Below are 19,557 nucleotides of genomic sequence, written 5' to 3'. Positions count from 1 at the left end.
AGAGGTGGATATATGAATCGAATATTAGTAGCCGAAGATGAGCATGCGATTCGCAGCTTTATCATCGTTAATTTAAAACGAGCCGGATTTGACGTCTTTGAGGCGACGAACGGACGCGAGGCGGTCACAGCGTTCGACCGTGAGCCGTTCGATGTCGTCTTGCTCGACGTGATGATGCCTGAGATGGATGGATTCGAGGCATGCGCCGCCATCCGCGACTTAGATGAGAACGTCGGCATCATCATGCTGACGGCACGCACGCTTGAAGAAGATAAGATTGAAGGGCTCGGCAGAGGGGCGGACGATTATATCGCCAAGCCGTTTAGCCCAGGTGAGCTTGTGGCACGGATTCAAGCACTCCTGCGCCGTGTCGAGAAAGTGAAGCGTAAAGAAAAGAAACGGTTGAAGTCCGGACCGTTCGCCATCGATTTGGCGGCGAAGCAAGTGACGAAGTATGGGCAGGCGATTGATTTGACCCCGACCGAATACGATTTGATTTGTCACCTCGTCCAAAACGAGGAAGTCGTCTTATCGCGTGACGCGCTGTTAGATGCCGTCTGGGGCATCAATTACTTCGGGGACAGAAAGACGGTCGACGTCAACATCCGTCGTCTACGTCAAAAGATTGAAGACGACCCGAGTCACCCGGCTTATATCGAGACGCTATGGGGGCATGGGTACAAGTGGCGGAGACATGACGGATGAAGCAACAGCTCGTCATTCGGATTATGCTCGTCATGACGCTCGTGCTCGTCTTGCTCGTGAGCGTCCTGTCGTACGGAACGTACCGCTATTACTATGAATATGAATCAGAGACACTACTCAGCCATGCGACGAAGAGCGCCTATCTGTATCCACAGGCGCAAGTCGGATTCGAGACACCGAGCGCGTTCTCGGTGCTCGTTCGGACGTTCGGCTATCCCGGTACCGATTTGACGATTGTCGACCGGACCGGTCAAATCATCAAAACGACGGGACAGCGGGCGCAACAGGCGGCCTTTTCGACCGAACAGTTGCAAGATCTCGCTCGAGGCGAGTCCGTCGTCCAAGACTACGATGCCGATGGGAATCACTATTTGTCGGTGACGAGTCCAATCATCACGGAAGAGACGAGTGAATTCGCCATCAGCTTCACGCGGCCGCTCGCCGACCTTGACACGTTGATTCGCGAGATTTGGATGGCTGTCGTCATGATTGGCGTCTTGATTTGGTTGGTCGCGCTCTATGCTGTCATTCGGATTGCAGACCGATTCGTGCGACCGATTCGAGACATCATTGAGACGGCCGATGAAATGGCGCAAGGTGATTTCGATGTTGAAGTCTATTCCAATGAAAAACATGAGCTCGGGGCACTGGCCCGGACGCTCACATATTTAGGTGCGAAAGTCCAGCAGCACCAATCGACGCGAAATGAATTTCTATCCAACGTGTCGCACGAGTTGCGGACGCCGCTCACTTCGATTAAAGGGTGGACGGAGACGATTCGAGGCGGGGACGAGAAAGTGTCGGACGAGACCGAGCTCGGTTTGAGCATCATCCATTCGGAGACGGAGCGGATGATCGGGCTCGTCGAGCAGCTGCTCGATTACACGAAGATTGAAGAGAGCCGGCTCGTCTTGTATCGGCAAGAACTTGATCTCGTGTCGTTGTTACGGAAAGTGACGATTCAATTGAAACAGTCACTCGAAGACAAACAGATTACGCTCATTGAGCGATATCCGCAAAAGTCGATCGGACTGTTCGATGAGAACCGGCTGAAGCAAGTATTTTTAAACTTGCTCGAGAACGCCATCCGCTTCTCGCCAGAAGGTGGGACGTTGACGGTAAGGTTCGTGCAATCGGAGCGAGTCGCGTTCATCTCAATTATTGACGAGGGACCTGGTATTTCACGGGAACACTTGCAGCGCATCACTGAAATGTTCTATCAGGCGCAAGTGACGAAAGGGAGCAGCGGGCTCGGCCTGGCGATTGCTAAGGAGTTAATCGAGGCCCACGAAGGAAAGCTCGTCATCGAAAGTGAGATCGGTCATGGGACGACGGTGACCGTTCTCTTGCCGCTCGACCCGAGCGAACTGCATTAAAAGGGTTAAACCTTCCGAATTCAGGATACATGTAATTGTATGTAGAATGAGGGAGGTTTTTTTCATGGCAACGAAATCATTGAAGCCATTGTCAGGTAGTCCGAACGCCGTCTCGACCGAAACGACAATCGAAGCGCTACGCATGGAGCCGCTCCCGTACGGGCGAGACCGCGCCGAGAGCATCGAGACAATCAAGATGGTGATGGGGCAACTGCCTCGGACCGAGCTCGTCAAGGAGACGGAGGACACGCTCCATTATGTCGTCACGACGAAACTGATGCGCTTTAAAGATGACGTCGAATTTCGATTCGACGATGAGACAAGACAAATTGAATTCCGCTCGGCATCACGACTCGGTCACTCTGACTTTGGAGTGAACCGGAAACGGATGCAAGACGTGAGTGAACGCTATCGGAGGTTGATGAGATGAAGGATTATCAATTGATTGTGATTGGTGGGGGTGCGGCCGGGATGACGGTCGCGGCCGGTGCCGCAAATTTAGGGGCGAAAGTCGCTTTGGTCGAGAAGAAAAAACACCTGGGTGGAGACTGTCTTCACGTTGGGTGTGTCCCGTCGAAAGCGCTGATCGCCGCCTCGAAAGAAGCGAGCAGCATGATGCAAGCTGCCCGAGTACTCGGAGCCGAGTTTGACGGCCGCGACCATTACCAGACGACGAAAGCACGCGTCGACCGTGCCCGTGCCATCATTCAAGACCATGACGGGACGGAACGTTTCGAAAAACTTGGGGTCGACGTGTATATCGGCGAGGCCTCGTTCCAAAGCCCATACGAACTCAAAGTCGGTGACGATTTACTGATTGGGAAGAAATTCGTCATCGCGACCGGCTCGCAACCGACGATACCGCCGATTGACGGCTTGGACGACGTGCCATACTTAACGAATGAGCAAGTGTTTGAAGAAGAGACGTTGCCGGAGAGCATCATCGTCATCGGGGCCGGGACGATCGGTCTCGAACTCGCCCAGTCGTTCGCTCGTCTTGGTAGTCAAGTGACCGTGCTCGAGGCTCAGGACACGTTCTTACCGCGAGAGGACGAATCGGTCAGTAAGTTGCTCCGTTCGCAGCTCGAGATGGCGATGCGCCTTAAAATCGGCATCAACATCAATCAAGTCTCGGAAGTCGAGGGACGCGTTCACGTCACCGGCGAAATCGATGGCGAAACGGTCACGTACGAGGCGGACAAGCTGCTCGTGGCGACAGGACGGAAACCGAGAATCGATGAGCTTCGACTCGACCGGGCTCACGTCCACGTCAAAGACGGATTCGTCGACGTCACGTCGACGTACCGCACGTCACAACCTCATATCTTTGCGATTGGCGATACGATTAAGACGTTACCGTTCACGCACGCAGCTGGCGAGGAAGGAAAAGCGGTCGTGGCCAACGCCTTGTTCGGACTTTGGAACAAGGTCGACTACACGAAGATGCCGTGGATCACGTTCACGGAACCGGAAGTGTTCCACGTCGGCATGACCGAAGCTGAGGCACGGGAGCGTCATGGTGACGATGTCGAGGTGTTTGAAGCGAAACTGTCCGAGGTCGACCGCTTCGTCGCCGACCGACAAGAGACAGGTTTCGTCAAAATTATCACGCGCAAGAACGGCAAAATCATCGGCGGTCACGCCATCGGTATGACGGCCGGGGATTGGATGCAAATCGTCGTCTATGCGATGCAACGAGGCGATAAAATCGGCAAGCTGTCCCGCATGATTTATCCGTACCCGTCGCGAAGCGAGGCCGTGAAAAAAGTGGCCGACCTTTACTGGCGGAAACGCTTGTTCAACAGCCCGCTCACGGATTTGTCACGCAAGTACTTCGAATGGACCCGATAACGAAAAATCCCACTCTCAACAGAGTGGGATTTTTTATGGCAAGACGATTGTTTCGAGCATCTTCGGTGAGCCTTCTGATAAATCGACGAGTGGTTTAATCAACACTTCGACGCGGCGGTTTTTCGAGCGCCCTGCTTCGGTGTCGTTCGTCGCAATCGGTTTGTATTCTCCGTAACTGGCAAGCGTGAATTGTCCGGGATTCAAAGCATCGTTCGTCAACAGGCCGCGCATGAAAGCCGTGGCCCGGGCTGAACTGAGTTCCCAGTTCGACGGGAACCGGGCCGTGTTGATCGGGATGTTATCGGTGTGACCCGATACGACAATCTCACGGTTACCGGCTTTTTCCAGGATACCGCTAATCGAGCCGGCCACCGTTCTAGCCTCGGCGTCAAGCGTCGCTTCCCCCATACTGAACAAGGCTCGGTCTTGAATCGTCAAAACGAGACCGCTCGAGTTGATGGTCGCTTCAATCTCTTGTTCGAGCCCGTTCTTTTTGATGTATTGATTGACCTCTTCTTTTAACTCATCCAGTTTGGCGAGCTCATATGTCCGAGGATTCGCCGTCGTATCTGTCTTGTTCGTACGGCTGATGTCACTGTTCGAGGCGGTCGAAGCTTGGAACACGCTCGTCCCGCCAGAGAACACTTGGTTAAAGGATTGAGACATTTTCTCGAGCTTCGTCTGGTCGATGTTACTCGAGGCGAACAAGACGATGAAGAGGGCGAGTAAGAGCGTCAATAAATCGGCGTACGGGATTAACCAACCTTCCGGGATATGTTCCTCATGATCATGCTTCTTTTTGCGCTTCATAGTCGGCTCGCTCCTTTGGAGACAAATACACAGACAATTTATCTTCTAACGTCTTCGGAGACTCCCCACTTTGAATCGAGAGAATCCCTTCAATCATCATCTCTTTGATGATGACCTCGCTCTTCGAATACTGCTTTAATTTATTGGCGAACGGGAACCAGAGGACGTATCCTGTGAAAATCCCGAACAACGTCGCGACGAACGCGGCTGAAATCGCGTGACCGAGCTTTTCGATATCAGACAAATCTTTTAGGGCCGCAATCAAACCGATAACGGCTCCAAGAACGCCGAGTGTCGGCGCGTACGTGCCGGCTTGTGTAAAGATGTCCGAGTTCGCTTTATGGCGTTGCTCCATGTTCTCGATATCGCGCGACATGACCTCGGCGATATATTCGGATGGTTGGCCGTCGATGACCATCATCATCCCTTGTTTCAAGAACGGCTCTTCAACTTGTTCGAGCGCTGTCTCAAGCGACAGGAGTCCTTCTTTACGCGCTTGCGTCGACAAGTCGACGAACTGTGTCAACAGCCCGGATTTACTTGGTAACTCCTGCTTTTTGAAGAGAATTCCGAACAACTTCGGTACGTTTTGCAGCTGTTCTTTGGAAACGGCGATACTGACCGCGGCCGCTGTCCCGACAAAAATAATGACGAGTGCTGCCGGGTTGATGAGCGGGGCAATCCCGGCTCCTTTCAATACCATCCCTCCGACGAGGGTGAGGAACCCAAGTATGAGTCCTACTAACGTGACGACATCCATGTCTATGTTTTCCACCTTTCTAAAAAAAATCAGGAGACAAAAAAAGCGAGAGACTTAACTCGTCTCCCGCAAATGCGTTCCCGATGGTTAAGCGCCGTTTTCGTCAATCAGCATTTGGATGCTGATATTTCGTTCTTCACGCTCTATATCGGTTAACACGTCGTATTTTTTTAATAATGCGTACAATTGATTCACAACTTCTTGATCAAGTGACCAATGTAGCAGTTCTTCGAGCTGGAAATAAAGATGGGCGGGCATGCATTGTGACTGACGCTCCAACCTTCGCGAGACATCCGTTAGCGAATGATCTACCGTACTAGGGTCCACGGTTTCATTCAACCTCCTCAACATTCATAAAGTCTATCTCTCATATTACCAAAAAATCTGGCAAACAGTTAGCGATACATTTTTCTAGTTGGCAATTTTATAAGTGAGGAGTAATATGAGCCTTAGAAAACTTGATTTGAAGGAGATAGCGAGATGCGACATCGATTGACCGTACGGGAATTGCGCATAAAACGAATTGAGGCGCTTTACCGGCTCGTGTTTGAAAAGCCGGCCCGTTTTATCGCGACAGGCTTTTTGCTCGCCATTTTTTTAGGGGCGACGTTACTCTATATGCCGTTCGCACAGACACAGCCCGTGTCCTGGATTGATTGTCTGTTTATCGCGACGTCGGCCGGAACGGTGACCGGATTATCGACAATTGATATTGGGACTTCCTTTAATACGTTCGGTGAGCTCGTCATCGTCGCCTTGATTCAAATCGGCGGTTTAGGTTTTATGACGGTCGCGCTCATGCTGCTTAGTGTGCTCGGAAAGAAAATCGGTTTAAAGCAGCGCATCTTGCTCCAAGAATCACTCAACTTGTCGGGACCCGGCGGCACGGTCCGTCTCGTCCGCAACATCGTCTTCACGACGCTCATCGTCCAGTTTCTCGGCATGTTGTTTTTGACGGTCGAACTGTACAGCACCGGTGAGTATCGCTTTGGTGAGGCGCTGTATTATGGCTTTTTCCACGCGGTCTCAGCGTTTAACAACGCCGGGTTCGCCCTATGGCCGGACAATTTGATGCAGTTCGAGCAGAATACGGCCATTGTGATCACGATTGCTGTGCTGCTCATGATTGGGGGTCTCGGCTTCACGACCATCGCGGATGCGACCGAGGTGAAACGTTGGAAGCGCCTCGCCCTCCATTCGAAAATCATGATTGCCTCGCTTGCCATCGTCAACGGGATTGCCTGGTTCTCGCTCATGTTGTTTGAGTGGGTATCGAATGAGGGCGGACTGTATGGCCGTCCGTTCGGAGAAGCGATGCACGTCACCTTCTTCCAGGCTGTGACGACACGGACCGCAGGCTTCAATACAATCGACCTCACGACGATGGCGCCGATCTCAATCGGGGTCGTCTTGATTCTCATGTATATCGGTGCTGGAGCCGCTTCCACTGGGTCTGGGATTAAAGTGACGACCGTAGCCGTCATCTTGGCCGATATGTGGGCGTTCATCGTCGGGAAAAAAGAGACGGTCATCCTCGAGCGGACGATTGACGCGTTCCAAATTAAAAAAGCGTACATCGTGGCTATTACGAGTTTCTTCTTCATCTTATTGATTACCGCACTGACTATCTTGACGAACGGTCATATTCCGGCGACAGCACTCTTGTTCGAGACAGTCTCGGCCTTCGGGACGGTCGGGTTATCACTCGGGATCACGGCGGAACTGAACGATGCAGGTAAGAGTTTTATCATGTTCATGATGTTACTCGGTCGTGTCGGTTCGTTGACGATCCTCTTCACGGTCGCACGCCAGATGGACCGGAAGATTCGCTATCCAAAAGAGAAGTTGCTAATCGGATGACACACAAAAAGCCCTAATTAGGGCTTTTTGTGTGTCTCGTAATAGGCAACGACTTTTGGCAGATAGTCCTTTAAATCCGGACAGACGATATCAGTGCCGCTGAGTGCGCGGAGCGTCTGTGTCGAATCGAAATGGACTTGATGCTTAAAGTAGGCGAGTAGCTCACGCGGAACGCCGTAACGTTCCGACAGATGTAGCGCCGAGAATCCGGTCTCCGCGACCGCATGCGGGATGGTCCCGCGTGGAGGGCGACCGAACATCTCTTCGTGAATCATACGGTACACTTCGCGGGCCCCGTGTGGAAACGGGTCGGTCAAATGAAACGTCCGCTTCAAACCGACCGGAGCGTGAGCGAGATAAGCGGTTGCCTCGACGACGTAATCATAAGGAACGAGGTTTACTTCGATATTCTGTCGTCCAATGTAAGGCAGCGGGGCAGCTTGACGAAGTTGGTCCATTAACTTTAAGACGAAATAGACCCCGTCAAACTTCTTCGTCTCGCCGGTCTCGCTATGGCCAATGACGATGCCCGGACGGATGATGGTCACCGGCATCGAGCCGAGCTCGCGCGAGACGATGGCCTCGGCCTCATACTTCGTCGCCTCGTAATGGTTTTTAAAACGAACGCGGTGCCATAACTCGTTCTCATAAACGGTCCCTTGACGGCGTCCAGACACATAGGCGGTGCTGAAGTAGACGTACCGCTTTAAATAGGGTGCCCGTTTCGCCAATGAGGTGATGTGTTTCGTCCCGAGCAAGTTGATGCGATATCCGACATCATAAGGGATGTTCAAATCGTAAGCGGCTGCCAAATGGAACACGTAATTCACTTCACGCTCGATGACGGAGCGCATGATTGGATCAAGCACGACTTCAGGTAGCGTGATATCGGCCTCGACGAGCACGAGCTGATCATCTCGTAACGACGTCGCTTCCAACAGCTCCTGTTTTAAAGCATGTGCGCCGGAACGTTCGGTCGGGAGGTGGAGTGCGTAAATCGTCCCAACCTGATTCGGCAATGACGCGAGGTGCGTGATCATCTTTCCGGCTAAAAACCCGGGGAAACCGGTGAAAGCGTAATGGTTCATAGTGTCTCCTCCGCTAAGTCCAACGTGAACGTGAATGTCGAGCCAACGCCAACGCTCGATTCGACTTCGATACTTCCGCCGTGCGATTCGATGATTTCCTTACAGATAGATAGCCCGAGACCCGTCCCGCCGATTTGGCGTGTATCCGAGTTGTCGACTCGATAAAACTTCTTGAACAGTTCTTCGAACGCATGCTCCGGAATCCCGATACCAAAGTCTTGAATCGAGACGTGGGCTTGATTTCGTTCTTTGCGCACCCGTACCTCGATTTCGTGATGGTTCGGCGAATACTTGATGGCGTTCGATAACAAGTTGATGATGACCTGCTCGATGCGGTCCTGATCGGCGATGAGGTGGAGCACTTCATCGGCATCATCGAAATGGATGGAGTGGTTGCTCGTCTCGCGGAAGCGTTCGACGACGTCACGGACGAGTTCGTTCAAGACGAAATGGTCTTTCTTATACTCTTGATTGCCGTCTTCCATGCGTTGAATGTCGAGAAAATCGTTCAACAGGTCGGTCAAACGCTTCGCTTCTTTCGCCATCGTCTTTAAGTAACGCTCGCGCTTCTCGGGATTCAAGTCGCGGGTAAGCATCAGCTCGATATATCCCGACAGTGACGAGAGCGGGGTGCGAAGTTCGTGTGAGACGGTGCTGACCAGTTCGTTTTTGATTTGGTCCATCCGCTCTTCCTCGGTTCGGTTGCGGAACACGAATAAGAAGCCGCTGTCCATTCCGATTTGGCGTTTTGTATCCATACCGGTCCCGTACATCTCGTAATACTGTTCATCCCGGTCGTTCGGCTGCGGGATGGAGAAACGCATCGACACTTCGCGGGCAGAGCCGTCGAGTAATAAGTCGATTTTTTTCAACATCTCGGTGCGGTCGCGCGTGCGGAACGTCGACAGGAGCGGGATCCGCTCTTGCATCTTGTTCGGGGCGATTCCTGGCAAATCGAGTAGGCGACGGGCGTGCACGTTCATGAACAGGACGCTGCCGTTCGATTCGGTCAAGACGAACGCTTCATTGGAGGCCTGTAAAATCGATTGGATGATATCTCGTTGCCGGGCGATGGCATTCTTCTCCCGCTCGAGCATCCGCTCGACTTTCTTCCGATCGCTAATGTCGCGCATGACGGCGACCCGGAGCGTCTGGCCTTGGAACGTCACTTCTTTCGGATACACTTCCATCTCGAGGAACGTCCCGTCCTCACGACGGCCGATGACCTCGTAAGGTGTCTGGATGTGGTTCCGGATCCGGCGCAACACGTCGGCCCGATAGCCTTCAGCGATAAATTCAATCGTTTGGCGACCGACCATCTGTTCGGCCGGGATTCGGAAAATCGATTCGGCCGCCTTGTTCGCATCTAAGATGGTCCCGCCCTCGTGAAACAGGACGGCTTCGATGACCGATTCGGCGAACATGCGATACCGTTGTTCTTTATGCAGCAACTCGCCTTTCAAGGCGATTTCAGGACTGACATCGAAGACGAAAAAGAAAAAGCCGATGACGCGAGCTTGTTCGTAGACCGGATGCATGAACAGTTTTCCAACGAAATGAGTCCGGTCTTTTCGTTGAAACTTCCATTCACGGTCGCCACGGTCTAGTGCCACACGCAGCATCTGTTCGAATGACAACAACCGCTCTGTCTCGTCTTGATAATGGGTCCGTTTCTCGCTCAGCTCGCGCGACTCGAATAGACCGAACGGGGTCATTTCGTAGAGTACTTCATGCGGCTCGTAACCGAACAGCTCGGTCGCTCCTTTATTGAAGCGATTGATTAACAGATTGGCATCGGTCATAACCATCGCCATGTCGAGTTCGGTGTGCATCATCGCTTCGAACGCGTTATGTTGGACGGTCACCCGCGTATCGAGCGGGAGAGGTTCAATCGATAAGATATAGACGTCACCGTTCGGGATGGCGTGGATGCGGATTGTCGGCATCTCGTACGTCCAAGGCAAGCCTTGCTCCATTCGTCTCGATAGCTCCATCGTAATCGGTGATTGGTTGACCATATGAAAGATGTTTGTTCTCGTTTGTAAGTCTTCAGGGAATTGCTCTAAAAACGGCCGGTTCGCTTGGACGATTGTCCCGTCCGTCATGATTAACGCTACACCATAAGGCAAGGCGTGCAGCAATTCGTTTTGGAGATGTCCTCGGTTCTCCATTAACGATGATCCCTCCTTCTGTATGTCACACGGGTACATCTTCAATACATTCGACAGCTCCCCCTTTGTTTTCCTGCCTCCAAACGGTAAAGTGAAGACAAGAACAGATAGAGAGGACGATAGATGTGAAGGGAATGGGGCTCAGCTTGTTGATCGCCATCGGATTATGGTGGGGAGATGCGCCGATATGGAGTATCGTCGCGTGTTTAGGAATCGGCCTGCTCTGGCTCATCTGGCGCATGCGTCTGTCGACGATTCACCGCATCGATCGGATGGACGGTCGTGAATTTGAATTGTTTTTAGAAGAAGTGTTCACCGCACTCGGTTACACGGTGACGGTGACGCCGGCGTCGCGTGACTTCGGGGCGGACCTGCTCCTTGAAGCGGAGGACGGATGGTCAATCGCGGTCCAAGCGAAGCGCTATGAAAAAGCGGTCGGGCTTGAGGCAGTCCAACAAGTCGCAGCCTCCGTTCCATACTATGGGGTGAACGAAGGTTGGGTCGTGACGAACTCCTCTTATACCGATAGTGCATACGAATTGGCGGAGCCAAATCAAGTTCGTCTGATTGCAAGAACGGAGCTCGAAGAGATGTTGAAACAGGCCGGTTTCAAGCGATAATATCAGGCGTGTTCACAATTTTGACAGAATAGCGGATTGTGTCGAAGAAAAAGGGGTTGTCTTTTTCACGAATAGGTGCAATAATCATCTTCGTCATATGAAATATGTAGTCGCTGAAACGAGAAAAAGCGACGCGCAGTACCAATTTGGGGGTTTCATAGAAATACCAACCAAACACACACAAATCAACGGTTGGAACGTATTAGGAGGAAAAGCGGTGCGCAAATTAATTTATGTAAAAGGTTGCGTCTTTACGCAAGGCGAAGCGACCATTTATGACGAGACAAATGATGCGATCGGATCTGTTCACCGCGACGCGGAGGGCAGTGTTCAAGTGCACAACTTGTCAGGCCGTCAAATCGCTCACGGGAAGTATATCCCGAACTGTCAGAAGTGGGTCGTCATGAACCACGATGGACAAGCGATTGGTCAGTTGAAGGACAAATTCTCGTTATTCGGGAAAAAGTGTGAGTACAACGTCTACGAACGCGGTCTCTATACGATTCAATACGATGTCGAGCGTTACAAGTTCAGCGTTCGAGACAAAGCAGGTAAGCTTGTGGCGGAACTCCGCAAACAAGACGATGATTGCTTCTGCCTGACGAAAGAGGCCGACCAACTCTCGATGTTCGAGTTGTTGTCTGTCCTTAAAACGTTGACAGTCAAATCACGGATGCCAATCGCGGTATCGGTGTAACCAATATGACGAACACCAGTCACTGCGACTGGTGTTTTTTTCTGAAAAAAAAAGCCTCATTCGACGAAGGTCAAATGAAGCGGTTCAAATAATGTTTCGCCTCGATCTCGAGTGTCGTCACGCGATGGGCGTATAGACAGAGTTTGAGGACGTGCAAGATGTTCGGGTGGGTGACCCCCATCTTTTCAATCGATCGCTTCGCACGCGTGTCGAGGAGCTCGATCGGGCTCGTCGACTTGGCGTACTCGGCGTAGAGGCGATAAAAATCGATGGGCGAGATGAGGTCGTCCTCGTCGCGGTCAGGATTGTTGAAGATGAGTGCGAGGAGAGAACTCGTCTCTTCAAGTGAGAACAAGTGCTTCAAATCATCCAGCAAATAAATGATGGCCGCTTGTTGGAGCGAGTATTTCTTTCCGACCCGGGGAACCCCGATGATTTTACGGACTTCTCGCTTCGTCCAGTTTTGAATCGTGGTAGCGGACAAATGCTCTCCGGTCAACGTGTTCGCCAAAGCGACGATTTGATTGATTGACAGCCCGTTCTTTTCAATATGAAACAAGTGGATTTTGCGAAGTTCTTTCGGGAAATGCTCGCGTACGTCCTCAGGGAAGAGTGAGATGGCCCGGTCAACGTCGCCAACCCGCATATAGTGAAGGCAATCAGCCAAAGTTTGAATCGAAATTGCGTCGCGCATACAGGCATCCTTTCTATAGCCGCCTTCGTTCGTTGGCTATACAGTCATTTGACCTCATTCTACCAAATGTTTGAAAAGGAAGCTAGGCTATCGCTTGATTAAGGTATAATGAAAACGTACAAAAAATGTAGATAAAGGTGGTTCAAAGATGAATGAATGGGTCAGTTCCATCCTGTCCATCGTCATTGTCCTGGTGTTTCTCGTCGGTCTTGAACAGATTGGCAAACGCCTCGGCTGGACGGATGAGACAATTCGTAAAAGTGTACATATCGCGGTCGGCCATTGGTCGCTGCTTGCAGTTTGGTTAATGGAAACTTGGTACGTCGCCGCCGTGCCGCTCGTCTTTTTCACGTTCGCGAACGCGTTCCTTCTTTATAAGAGTCCGTCACCGGTTCATCAGACGGAACGTAAATCGCTCGGCACCGTCTATTATCCGATCGCCTTGCTCGTCATCCTGTTCTTCTTCTTTGAATCAGAGCCGCTCGCCTTTTTGGCAGGATCGCTCGTCTTGGCGTGGGGCGATGGCCTGGCCGCGCTCATCGGTCGGAAGTACGGGACAGTGACCTATGATTTATACGGACAGAAGCGCTCGTTCCAAGGTAGCATGGCCATGTTCCTCAGCTCGTATGCCGTCCTCTTCTTATTATTTTTGTGGGATGATATTCCACTTTGGCAAGTGGTAACATATGGATTCATTATTTCAATCATTGCCACACTCACAGAAGCAATTTCATATCGAGATTGGGATAACTTTACAATTCCTATCGTCGTTGCCGTTGCTACATCATTATTGTTATAAACCAATTCCTTCATTGTAAAGAAAACGTTGCTTGTCACCCCTGTCAAAGATTTGTATACTGTGTTTCGTACTGAAATCATTCAGTGACGTGCCTGCCTCTCTCTTGACGAACCGAGGCATGCTTTAAAATTGAACGTAAAGGATTGAGGCAACGCATGAGCTTTTTAAATCAACTACTCACTATCATTCCGGCCGATCGCGTGAAGCAAGATGAGCCGCTGTCGGCACACACGTATACAAAATTAGGTGGGCAGGCCGATTATTTCGTGGCCCCGCACACGTATGAAGAAGTTCAAGCCGTGCTTGAGCTCGCCCATCGCGAGAGCGTCCCATTCATGATTCTCGGGTTCGGGTCGAACTTGATTGTCCGTGACGGAGGCCTTCGTGGCATCGTCTTAAACTTGAACGAACTGAAAACGATTCGTCGAGACGGGAATCAACTGATCGCCCAAGCCGGTGCGGCCATCATCGACGTCTCACGTCAAGCGTTGACCGAAGAGTTATCTGGCTTAGAATTTGCCTGTGGCATCCCGGGAACGGTCGGTGGCGCGGTGTATATGAACGCAGGCGCCTACGGTGGAGAAACGAAAGACGTTATCACGAGTGCGGTCGTATTGTCGCCTGAAGGGCAGCTCATGACACTTACGAAAGACGAACTCGATCTCGACTACCGGACGAGCCGGATTTCGAAAGACGGGTTGATTGTGCTCGAAGCGACGTTTGAACTCGAACCGCTCGGCTATGAAGCGATCAAAGACGTCATGGACGACTTGACGTACAAGCGCGAGTCGAAGCAACCGCTCGAGTATCCATCATGCGGTAGCGTCTTCAAACGACCACCGGGCTACTTCGCCGGCAAATTGATTCAAGACTGTGGCCTGCAAGGGAAGCGGATCGGTGGAGCGGAAGTCTCACTCAAACATGCCGGATTCATCGTCAATATCGATGAAGCGACAGCGACTGAGTACATCTCGCTCATCCGTCACGTCCAGGCGACGGTGAAGGAGAAGTTCGAGATTGAGCTTGAACCAGAAGTGAAAATCATCGGTGAGGACATCGCCGTCGAGAACGCATAAGCACGCAAACGCTCGAACCGATCGGTTCGAGCGTTTTTTTATAGAGTGCCGACATCAAAAAATCCGCCAGCATCGTTGCTGGCGGATTTACGTTTACGCTTGTAGTTGCTTCGTGATGGCTTCGGCTGGAGCGACGAACGTGTAGCCGAGGTCGCGGGCGACGGCTTCATACGTGACCGTCCCGTCGATGACGTTCAATCCTTTTAGCAAGGCTGCGTTCTCGCGGAGTGCCGGGAAAATCCCTTTTTGTGCGCACTCGACGATATACGGCATCGTTGCGTTCGTCAAACCGAGTGTCGACGTGCGTGGGACGGCACCTGGCATGTTGGCGACGGCATAGTGTTGAACCCCGTAACGCTCGTACGTCGGCGCGTCATGCGTCGTGATATGGTCGATGGTTTCGCAGATTCCGCCTTGGTCGATGGCGACATCGACGATGACCGAACCTGGTGACATCTGTTGGACCATTTCTTTCGTGACGAGCTTCGGTGCTTTCGCGCCTGGAATGAGGACGGCACCGATGACAAGGTCACTTTCAGCGACTTGTTTGGCGATGTTGTAGCTGTTTGAGATGAGTGTGTTGATTGTGTTGCCGAACTGATCATCGATTTGGCGCAGACGAGCCGGGCTGATGTCCATAATCGTGACGTTGGCACCAAGACCAATCGCGATGCGGGCGGCATTCATCCCGACGACACCGCCCCCGATGACGGTGACGTTCGCACGTGGTACGCCTGGCAGGCCAGACAAGAGAATCCCTTTTCCACCGTGCGGTTTTTCAAGGATTTGGGCGCCGATTTGAGCAGCCATCCGTCCGGCCACTTCGCTCATCGGTGTGAGGAGCGGCAATGTGCGGTCGATCTCGACCGTCTCATAGGCGATGGCCGTCACACCAGAATCGACAAGTGCTTTCGTGAGTTCTGGTTCGGCCGCCAAATGCAAATAAGTGAAGAGGGTCAAGTCAGGACGGAAATAACGATATTCCGATGGTTGCGGTTCCTTTACTTTCAACGCCAATTCCACGTTTTCCCAAACGTCCGCAGCGGTGTCGACGATGGTTGCCCCCGCATCGACATACTCCATATTTGTGAAGCCGCTACCGACGCCCGCTTCTGTCTCGATGAGGACCTCGTGTCCAAGTTCAGTTAATACGGCTGCACCCATCGGCGTCAAGGCGACGCGGTTTTCGTTGTTTTTAATCTCTTTCAATACCCCGATTTTCATGTAAAGTTCCCCTTTCTCTACTGACACAATTTGTTCACACCTCTAGTATAGACCCATCCGAAAACGCTGTCTTTAGCATGGATTCTAAAAGTGATAACGCCCACTTTGTGAAAAAACACAAAGTAGGCGTTAATCGTCTTGGCGGTATTGACCGGCCTTAATGGCAAGATAAACGGCGGCCCGTTCAGGGAGCGAGACTTGGGTGATGTTCGTCAGTTCTTCAATCCGCCGAATCCGGTAGAGCACGGTATTCGGATGGATGTGAAGATGAGCGGCGACACGCTTGACGTTCCCATCAAAATAGAAATACCATTCGAGCGTCGTGACGAGTTCAGTATGATGCGTGACGTCATACGCCTGTAGGCGCTCGATGGTCGGATGCGTCTCGAGACGAAGCCCGATGCGTCGGGCCAAATCGGGAACGAGCTGATAAATTCCGATCTGTTCGAACGTGCGCGATGTCGCAAGCTCATACGGGAATTTTCGGCGAAGCGACGTGACGCGTCGTGCTTCTTCCATCGCCGCATAGAGCATGTCGCTCTCAAAAAAACGTCGACTGATGCCAAGGCGCGGCTCCGCTTCAATGAACTTGTCTCGGAGCTGCGTTTCAAAGCGGTCGGCCCACTGCAAGAGCGCCGTTTCTTCCTCGGCCAAGTCCGATTTCATATAATGCCAGACGAGTAACTGCTGGCCATCGATCGCGTGCAGGACGACTTCAATCGCTTGCTGGGTCGCCAATACATAAAACAGTCGTTCCGCCAGTTGCGGGGTGACCGGCTGGGCACATTCAATCACGGTGAGGCGGCTGGCGACGGCAATCGGTGCGAGCTCATTCAAGCGATCGCGGTGGGATGGCGATAAGACGGGAGTGGCCAGCACTTCTAAAAAGAAACGTTCCAATTCGGCGTCGATGCGCCGTTCGTGCATCGCGATGGTCATCAGCAATTTTTTGGCGATGTTCGCCCCTTCTTGTAGGACGGTGAGTTCTTGTTCTGAGAACGGCGTCGTTCGGGCCAGGCTCCAAATGTAACCGAGCACGTCACCTTGTTGCTTGATGACGACGGCCGCCCGCTCACTGAGACCAACGGCCATTCGGGCCGGGATAACGACCGGTTCGTCGCGGTCGATCACTTCTTGAAGGATGCCACTTTCCCATAAGTCTTCGATGACTGCTTCCGGGACACGGCGGCCGATAATCGTCGCGATTCGTGCCGGGTCCGTCGAGTCGGGGTGGGTGCTATAGGCCAGTAACTGATGGTGTCGATTCTCAATCGTGATGGGGGCCCGAATCGCTTGCCCGATTGCTTCGGCGAGCGTATCGAGCGACTCATAAGATTTCTGCAAAAAAGGCATGTCGATTCCTCCTCTCTTTCACTATACCGTCTCTGTTGTGAAAGTTCACAAAAAGATGGTGAGTTTTTAGAAGGGGGGAACGACATGCCTGCATCATTCACATTAAATTGGGAAAAACAGTCCGACCACGAGACCGAGTAAAGCCCCGACGATGACTTGGAACGGGGTATGACCGACCAGCTCATTTAAGATGGGCGTCTCGTGCTTGATTCCTTTGAAGTAGTCGTTCAACAAGCGGGCCTGGAATCCGACCGCCTGACGAACGCCGGTCGCATCGTACATGACGATCGTCGCGAAAATCAAGGCGAGTGCGAACATACTGGAATCGATTCCTTCGACTCGACCGATGACGGTCGCTAAGGCGACGACGGTCGAAGAGTGGGAACTTGGCATCCCACCCGAGGCAAACATGATTTCTAATTCAAAATCTCGTGTTTTAATGAGTTCGGTTACGAGCTTGGCTGCTTGTGCGATGAACCAAGCGAGCAAGGCGGCGAGTAAAGGTTCGTTAAAGAGCAATCGATTCACTTCCTGTCTGACAATGGTATCTACACTATACCCGATTCTGTCATCGGCTAGACGTAAAGTTTCTGTCAAAAAAGCACCTCGAGCGTAGGCTCGAAGTGCTTTCTGGTCGATTTTTGTTACCCGACGACGCCTTCAGTCTCCTGAAGTTTGTCCGCGATATTCTCGATGATATAGCGGTTACGTGGATGCTCCTGGCACTCTTTCGAGCATGAACGCATTTGTTTCGGTTCACACTCTTCACAACAGAAGTGTTGGGCATTACACACCGGGTTGGCACAATTAACGTAGCGGACCGTCTTCGTTCCGCAGTGCATGCACTCCGAAACCACGGACGGGTTGACCGTGTTGACCGGGACGTTGATGCGCTCGTCAAAGACGTAAAGCTCACCTTCCCAGTCTTCGCCTTTCGTGGCTTCGTCTTTGCCGTACATGGCGACGCCGCCTTTAAGGTGGAAAATGTTGTCGTGACCTTGGTCACGCATATATGCGGTAAATTTCTCGCAACGGACGCCTCCGGTACAGTACGTGAGTAACGTTTTCCCTTCGTAGAGGTCCTTGTTCTCTTCGAGCCAATCTGGCATGTAACGAGAAGCCTCTACATCGATTTTGATCGCGTTTTTAAAGTGACCAAGATCGTACTCGTAGTTGTTACGAACGTCGAGGATGACGACATCGTCGCGATTCATCATCTCTTTCCATTCTGCCGGTTCGAGGTATGCACCGTGCTGTTTAGGCACGTCGAACTCACCATCAAAGCGCCACGTCACAAGCTCTTTCTTATGACGGACAAAAATTTTCGAGAACGCATGCTCTTCGACCTCATCGATTTTGAACTCGATGTCGCTGAATAGCGGGTTCGCTTTCAAGTCGTTCATGTACTGCTCGGTCTGTTCCCAAGTTCCAGAGCACGTCCCGTTGATTCCTTCGGAAGAAATCAAGATGCGTCCTTTGATACCGAGGTCCTTGCAATACTTGAGGTGCTCTTGTGTGAGCGTTTCTGGGTCTTCGATATTGACGTACTTATAGTACAGTAAGACCCGCATTGGTTTTGTTTCCATGTGTGTTACTCCCCTGTGTTCAGTTTTTTGCAGGAAAACGAACGTTGGGTTGTGTCGTTCGACGAACGGACTTGCCTGCAACCACAAGTCCATATTATATGATAGATATCACAGCGGAATTTCGCAAATACTTTTTATTTTTTTACGGCGGTGGGCAGGGGGATGCGTCTTCCTGAGCGAAATCGGGTAAAAAGGGAATAACGAAAGTTGAAGGTGGAAACTGACATGCTGACATCACTCCAACAATATATTTTAAACTTGATTGAATGGCTACAAGGACTTCCGGGCGGACCTTGGGCAGGACTCGGGGCACCTTTCCTGGAAGCCATCTTTCCATTTCTCCCGCTCGTCCTCATCATCTCGGCGAACGCAGCAACGTACGGTTTTTGGCTCGGGACGTTATTGTCGTGGGTCGGAAGCTTGCTCGGGACGATTCTTGTGTTTGCAGCTGTTCGCTACGTCTTTCGAAAGCCGATGACGCGATGGCTCGAGAGGCATAAACAAGGCGTCTATTGGCTCGAACGCATCAATCATATGAGTCCGGTCTCGCTCGGATTTCTCTACTCGCTCCCGTTCATTCCGGTCAGTTTGATTACGTATTTACTCGCCCTCATCCAAATGCCGCTCCGGACGTTCATTATGGCGGCCGGGTTTGGGAAGTTGCTCGTCGTCTTGATTTTCTCTGTCATCGGTGACCAGTGGGAAGAGTTTATCCAAAGCCCGTTCCGATTATCGATGCTCGTCCTGTTGCTGTTCGTTCTGTGGGTAATCAGCCGCGGACTCGAAGAACTGCTCAAACGGCGTGCCTTCAGAAAACGTAACGAGCAGCTGAAACGTGAACTTGAAGCGAAACGACAAACGACCTTGTGAAGCGACAGCTTCACAAG

General features: G+C 51.8%; 20 protein-coding genes. 10 read left to right on the top strand and 10 right to left on the bottom strand.

All coding sequences use genetic code 11. The features are described 5' to 3' along the window. Positions 1-12: 12 nt before the first annotated feature. From KNP67_RS07490 to KNP67_RS07475, 4 genes are all read left to right on the top strand, one after another. Positions 13-705, top strand: a complete 693-nt coding sequence (locus KNP67_RS07490) for a response regulator transcription factor (RefSeq protein ID WP_021068122.1) — start codon at positions 13-15, stop codon at positions 703-705. Next, positions 702-2,081, top strand: coding sequence for a sensor histidine kinase (locus KNP67_RS07485; protein ID WP_214756382.1), 1,380 nt, complete (start codon positions 702-704; stop codon positions 2,079-2,081). Before KNP67_RS07490 ends, KNP67_RS07485 begins: the two co-directional genes overlap by 4 nt. 64 nt (positions 2,082-2,145) lie before the next feature. After that, complete coding sequence (locus KNP67_RS07480) at positions 2,146-2,511, top strand: DUF1499 domain-containing protein (RefSeq protein ID WP_058765475.1); 366 nt, start codon at positions 2,146-2,148, stop codon at positions 2,509-2,511. Beyond that, entirely contained in the window at positions 2,508-3,932 is a 1,425-nt protein-coding gene (locus KNP67_RS07475; protein ID WP_058765477.1) for a dihydrolipoyl dehydrogenase family protein, read from the top strand. Before KNP67_RS07480 ends, KNP67_RS07475 begins: the two co-directional genes overlap by 4 nt. Before the next feature lie 33 nt (positions 3,933-3,965). Here KNP67_RS07475 and KNP67_RS07470 read toward each other — a convergent pair whose 3' ends face one another. The 3 genes from KNP67_RS07470 to KNP67_RS07460 form a co-directional block, all read right to left on the bottom strand. Further along, positions 3,966-4,742 (bottom strand): flagellar motor protein MotB, encoded by a 777-nt coding sequence (locus KNP67_RS07470; protein WP_021068126.1) that lies wholly within the window; start codon positions 4,740-4,742, stop codon positions 3,966-3,968. Next, positions 4,720-5,502, bottom strand: a complete 783-nt coding sequence (gene motA / locus KNP67_RS07465) for a flagellar motor stator protein MotA (protein ID WP_021068127.1) — start codon at positions 5,500-5,502, stop codon at positions 4,720-4,722. The genes KNP67_RS07470 and motA overlap by 23 nt, the downstream gene beginning before the upstream one ends. 87 nt (positions 5,503-5,589) lie before the next feature. After that, the gene (locus KNP67_RS07460; protein ID WP_233005246.1) at positions 5,590-5,841 is read right to left on the bottom strand and encodes a hypothetical protein; all 252 of its coding nucleotides are present in this window, start codon (positions 5,839-5,841) and stop codon (positions 5,590-5,592) included. 141 nt (positions 5,842-5,982) lie between these two features. Here KNP67_RS07460 and KNP67_RS07455 point away from each other — a divergent pair, with 141 nt between their 5' ends. After that, complete coding sequence (locus tag KNP67_RS07455; protein ID WP_058765479.1) at positions 5,983-7,362, top strand: TrkH family potassium uptake protein; 1,380 nt, start codon at positions 5,983-5,985, stop codon at positions 7,360-7,362. A 17-nt stretch (positions 7,363-7,379) separates the two neighbouring features. Here KNP67_RS07455 and KNP67_RS07450 read toward each other — a convergent pair whose 3' ends face one another. Continuing rightward, positions 7,380-8,450 carry an SDR family oxidoreductase gene (locus KNP67_RS07450; protein ID WP_214756381.1) on the bottom strand — a complete coding sequence of 357 codons (1,071 nt, stop codon included), beginning with the start codon at positions 8,448-8,450 and terminating at the stop codon, positions 7,380-7,382. Continuing rightward, a complete protein-coding gene (locus tag KNP67_RS07445) occupies positions 8,447-10,621 on the bottom strand; it encodes a PAS domain-containing sensor histidine kinase (RefSeq protein ID WP_021068131.1) in 2,175 nt (724 codons plus the stop codon). Before KNP67_RS07445 ends, KNP67_RS07450 begins: the two co-directional genes overlap by 4 nt. Positions 10,622-10,755: 134 nt before the next feature. Here KNP67_RS07445 and KNP67_RS07440 point away from each other — a divergent pair, with 134 nt between their 5' ends. Both KNP67_RS07440 and KNP67_RS07435 read left to right on the top strand, forming a co-directional pair. Continuing rightward, positions 10,756-11,241 (top strand): restriction endonuclease, encoded by a 486-nt coding sequence (locus tag KNP67_RS07440; RefSeq protein WP_021068132.1) that lies wholly within the window; start codon positions 10,756-10,758, stop codon positions 11,239-11,241. Between the two features lie 217 nt (positions 11,242-11,458). Then, positions 11,459-11,938 carry an LURP-one-related family protein gene (locus tag KNP67_RS07435; RefSeq protein WP_021068133.1) on the top strand — a complete coding sequence of 160 codons (480 nt, stop codon included), beginning with the start codon at positions 11,459-11,461 and terminating at the stop codon, positions 11,936-11,938. Positions 11,939-12,008: 70 nt separating this feature from the next. Here the strand turns inward: KNP67_RS07435 and KNP67_RS07430 are convergent, their stop codons facing one another. Next, a complete protein-coding gene (locus tag KNP67_RS07430; protein ID WP_029596252.1) occupies positions 12,009-12,632 on the bottom strand; it encodes a DUF1836 domain-containing protein in 624 nt (207 codons plus the stop codon). A 148-nt stretch (positions 12,633-12,780) separates the two neighbouring features. Between KNP67_RS07430 and KNP67_RS07425 the strand changes: the two genes are divergently transcribed. Beyond that, a complete protein-coding gene (locus tag KNP67_RS07425) occupies positions 12,781-13,431 on the top strand; it encodes a diacylglycerol/polyprenol kinase family protein (protein WP_029596251.1) in 651 nt (216 codons plus the stop codon). 155 nt (positions 13,432-13,586) lie between these two features. Further along, positions 13,587-14,507, top strand: a complete 921-nt coding sequence (gene murB / locus KNP67_RS07420; RefSeq protein WP_021068136.1) for a UDP-N-acetylmuramate dehydrogenase — start codon at positions 13,587-13,589, stop codon at positions 14,505-14,507. Positions 14,508-14,600: 93 nt separating this feature from the next. On the opposite strand, the gene ald is transcribed toward murB, so the two are convergent. The 4 genes from ald to trhO form a co-directional block, all read right to left on the bottom strand. Beyond that, complete coding sequence (gene ald, locus KNP67_RS07415) at positions 14,601-15,731, bottom strand: alanine dehydrogenase (RefSeq protein ID WP_214756380.1); 1,131 nt, start codon at positions 15,729-15,731, stop codon at positions 14,601-14,603. 129 nt (positions 15,732-15,860) lie between these two features. Further along, complete coding sequence (locus tag KNP67_RS07410; RefSeq protein WP_131471604.1) at positions 15,861-17,084, bottom strand: PucR family transcriptional regulator; 1,224 nt, start codon at positions 17,082-17,084, stop codon at positions 15,861-15,863. Positions 17,085-17,186: 102 nt separating this feature from the next. Next, the gene (locus KNP67_RS07405) at positions 17,187-17,612 is read right to left on the bottom strand and encodes a divergent PAP2 family protein (protein ID WP_131471602.1); all 426 of its coding nucleotides are present in this window, start codon (positions 17,610-17,612) and stop codon (positions 17,187-17,189) included. A 116-nt stretch (positions 17,613-17,728) separates the two neighbouring features. After that, positions 17,729-18,670 (bottom strand): oxygen-dependent tRNA uridine(34) hydroxylase TrhO, encoded by a 942-nt coding sequence (trhO, locus tag KNP67_RS07400; protein ID WP_034804313.1) that lies wholly within the window; start codon positions 18,668-18,670, stop codon positions 17,729-17,731. A 225-nt stretch (positions 18,671-18,895) separates the two neighbouring features. On the opposite strand from trhO, the gene KNP67_RS07395 reads away from it, so the two are divergent. Next, a complete protein-coding gene (locus KNP67_RS07395; protein WP_021068141.1) occupies positions 18,896-19,540 on the top strand; it encodes a TVP38/TMEM64 family protein in 645 nt (214 codons plus the stop codon). Positions 19,541-19,557: the final 17 nt, after the last annotated feature.

The organism is Exiguobacterium sp. s157, assembly GCF_018618205.1.
Lineage (GTDB): Bacteria > Bacillota > Bacilli > Exiguobacteriales > Exiguobacteriaceae > Exiguobacterium > Exiguobacterium chiriqhucha.
Note: the sequence above shows the minus strand (reverse complement) of the source record. Positions and strands in the feature narration are given on the sequence as shown.

What these genes read in the sequence shown, in the direction of transcription:
- KNP67_RS07445 (WP_021068131.1), bottom strand. Translation starts at nt 10,621, where the DNA reads ATGGAGAACCGAGGACATCTCCAAAACGAATTGCTGCACGCCTTGCCT.
- KNP67_RS07470 (WP_021068126.1), bottom strand. Translation starts at nt 4,742, where the DNA reads ATGAAGCGCAAAAAGAAGCATGATCATGAGGAACATATCCCGGAAGGT.
- KNP67_RS07485 (WP_214756382.1), top strand. Translation starts at nt 702, where the DNA reads ATGAAGCAACAGCTCGTCATTCGGATTATGCTCGTCATGACGCTCGTG.
- motA (WP_021068127.1), bottom strand. Translation starts at nt 5,502, where the DNA reads ATGGATGTCGTCACGTTAGTAGGACTCATACTTGGGTTCCTCACCCTC.
- KNP67_RS07490 (WP_021068122.1), top strand. Translation starts at nt 13, where the DNA reads ATGAATCGAATATTAGTAGCCGAAGATGAGCATGCGATTCGCAGCTTT.
- trhO (WP_034804313.1), bottom strand. Translation starts at nt 18,670, where the DNA reads ATGGAAACAAAACCAATGCGGGTCTTACTGTACTATAAGTACGTCAAT.
- KNP67_RS07395 (WP_021068141.1), top strand. Translation starts at nt 18,896, where the DNA reads ATGCTGACATCACTCCAACAATATATTTTAAACTTGATTGAATGGCTA.
- KNP67_RS07475 (WP_058765477.1), top strand. Translation starts at nt 2,508, where the DNA reads ATGAAGGATTATCAATTGATTGTGATTGGTGGGGGTGCGGCCGGGATG.
- KNP67_RS07430 (WP_029596252.1), bottom strand. Translation starts at nt 12,632, where the DNA reads ATGCGCGACGCAATTTCGATTCAAACTTTGGCTGATTGCCTTCACTAT.
- KNP67_RS07425 (WP_029596251.1), top strand. Translation starts at nt 12,781, where the DNA reads ATGAATGAATGGGTCAGTTCCATCCTGTCCATCGTCATTGTCCTGGTG.
- KNP67_RS07455 (WP_058765479.1), top strand. Translation starts at nt 5,983, where the DNA reads ATGCGACATCGATTGACCGTACGGGAATTGCGCATAAAACGAATTGAG.
- KNP67_RS07480 (WP_058765475.1), top strand. Translation starts at nt 2,146, where the DNA reads ATGGCAACGAAATCATTGAAGCCATTGTCAGGTAGTCCGAACGCCGTC.
- murB (WP_021068136.1), top strand. Translation starts at nt 13,587, where the DNA reads ATGAGCTTTTTAAATCAACTACTCACTATCATTCCGGCCGATCGCGTG.
- ald (WP_214756380.1), bottom strand. Translation starts at nt 15,731, where the DNA reads ATGAAAATCGGGGTATTGAAAGAGATTAAAAACAACGAAAACCGCGTC.
- KNP67_RS07440 (WP_021068132.1), top strand. Translation starts at nt 10,756, where the DNA reads ATGGGGCTCAGCTTGTTGATCGCCATCGGATTATGGTGGGGAGATGCG.
- KNP67_RS07450 (WP_214756381.1), bottom strand. Translation starts at nt 8,450, where the DNA reads ATGAACCATTACGCTTTCACCGGTTTCCCCGGGTTTTTAGCCGGAAAG.
- KNP67_RS07410 (WP_131471604.1), bottom strand. Translation starts at nt 17,084, where the DNA reads ATGCCTTTTTTGCAGAAATCTTATGAGTCGCTCGATACGCTCGCCGAA.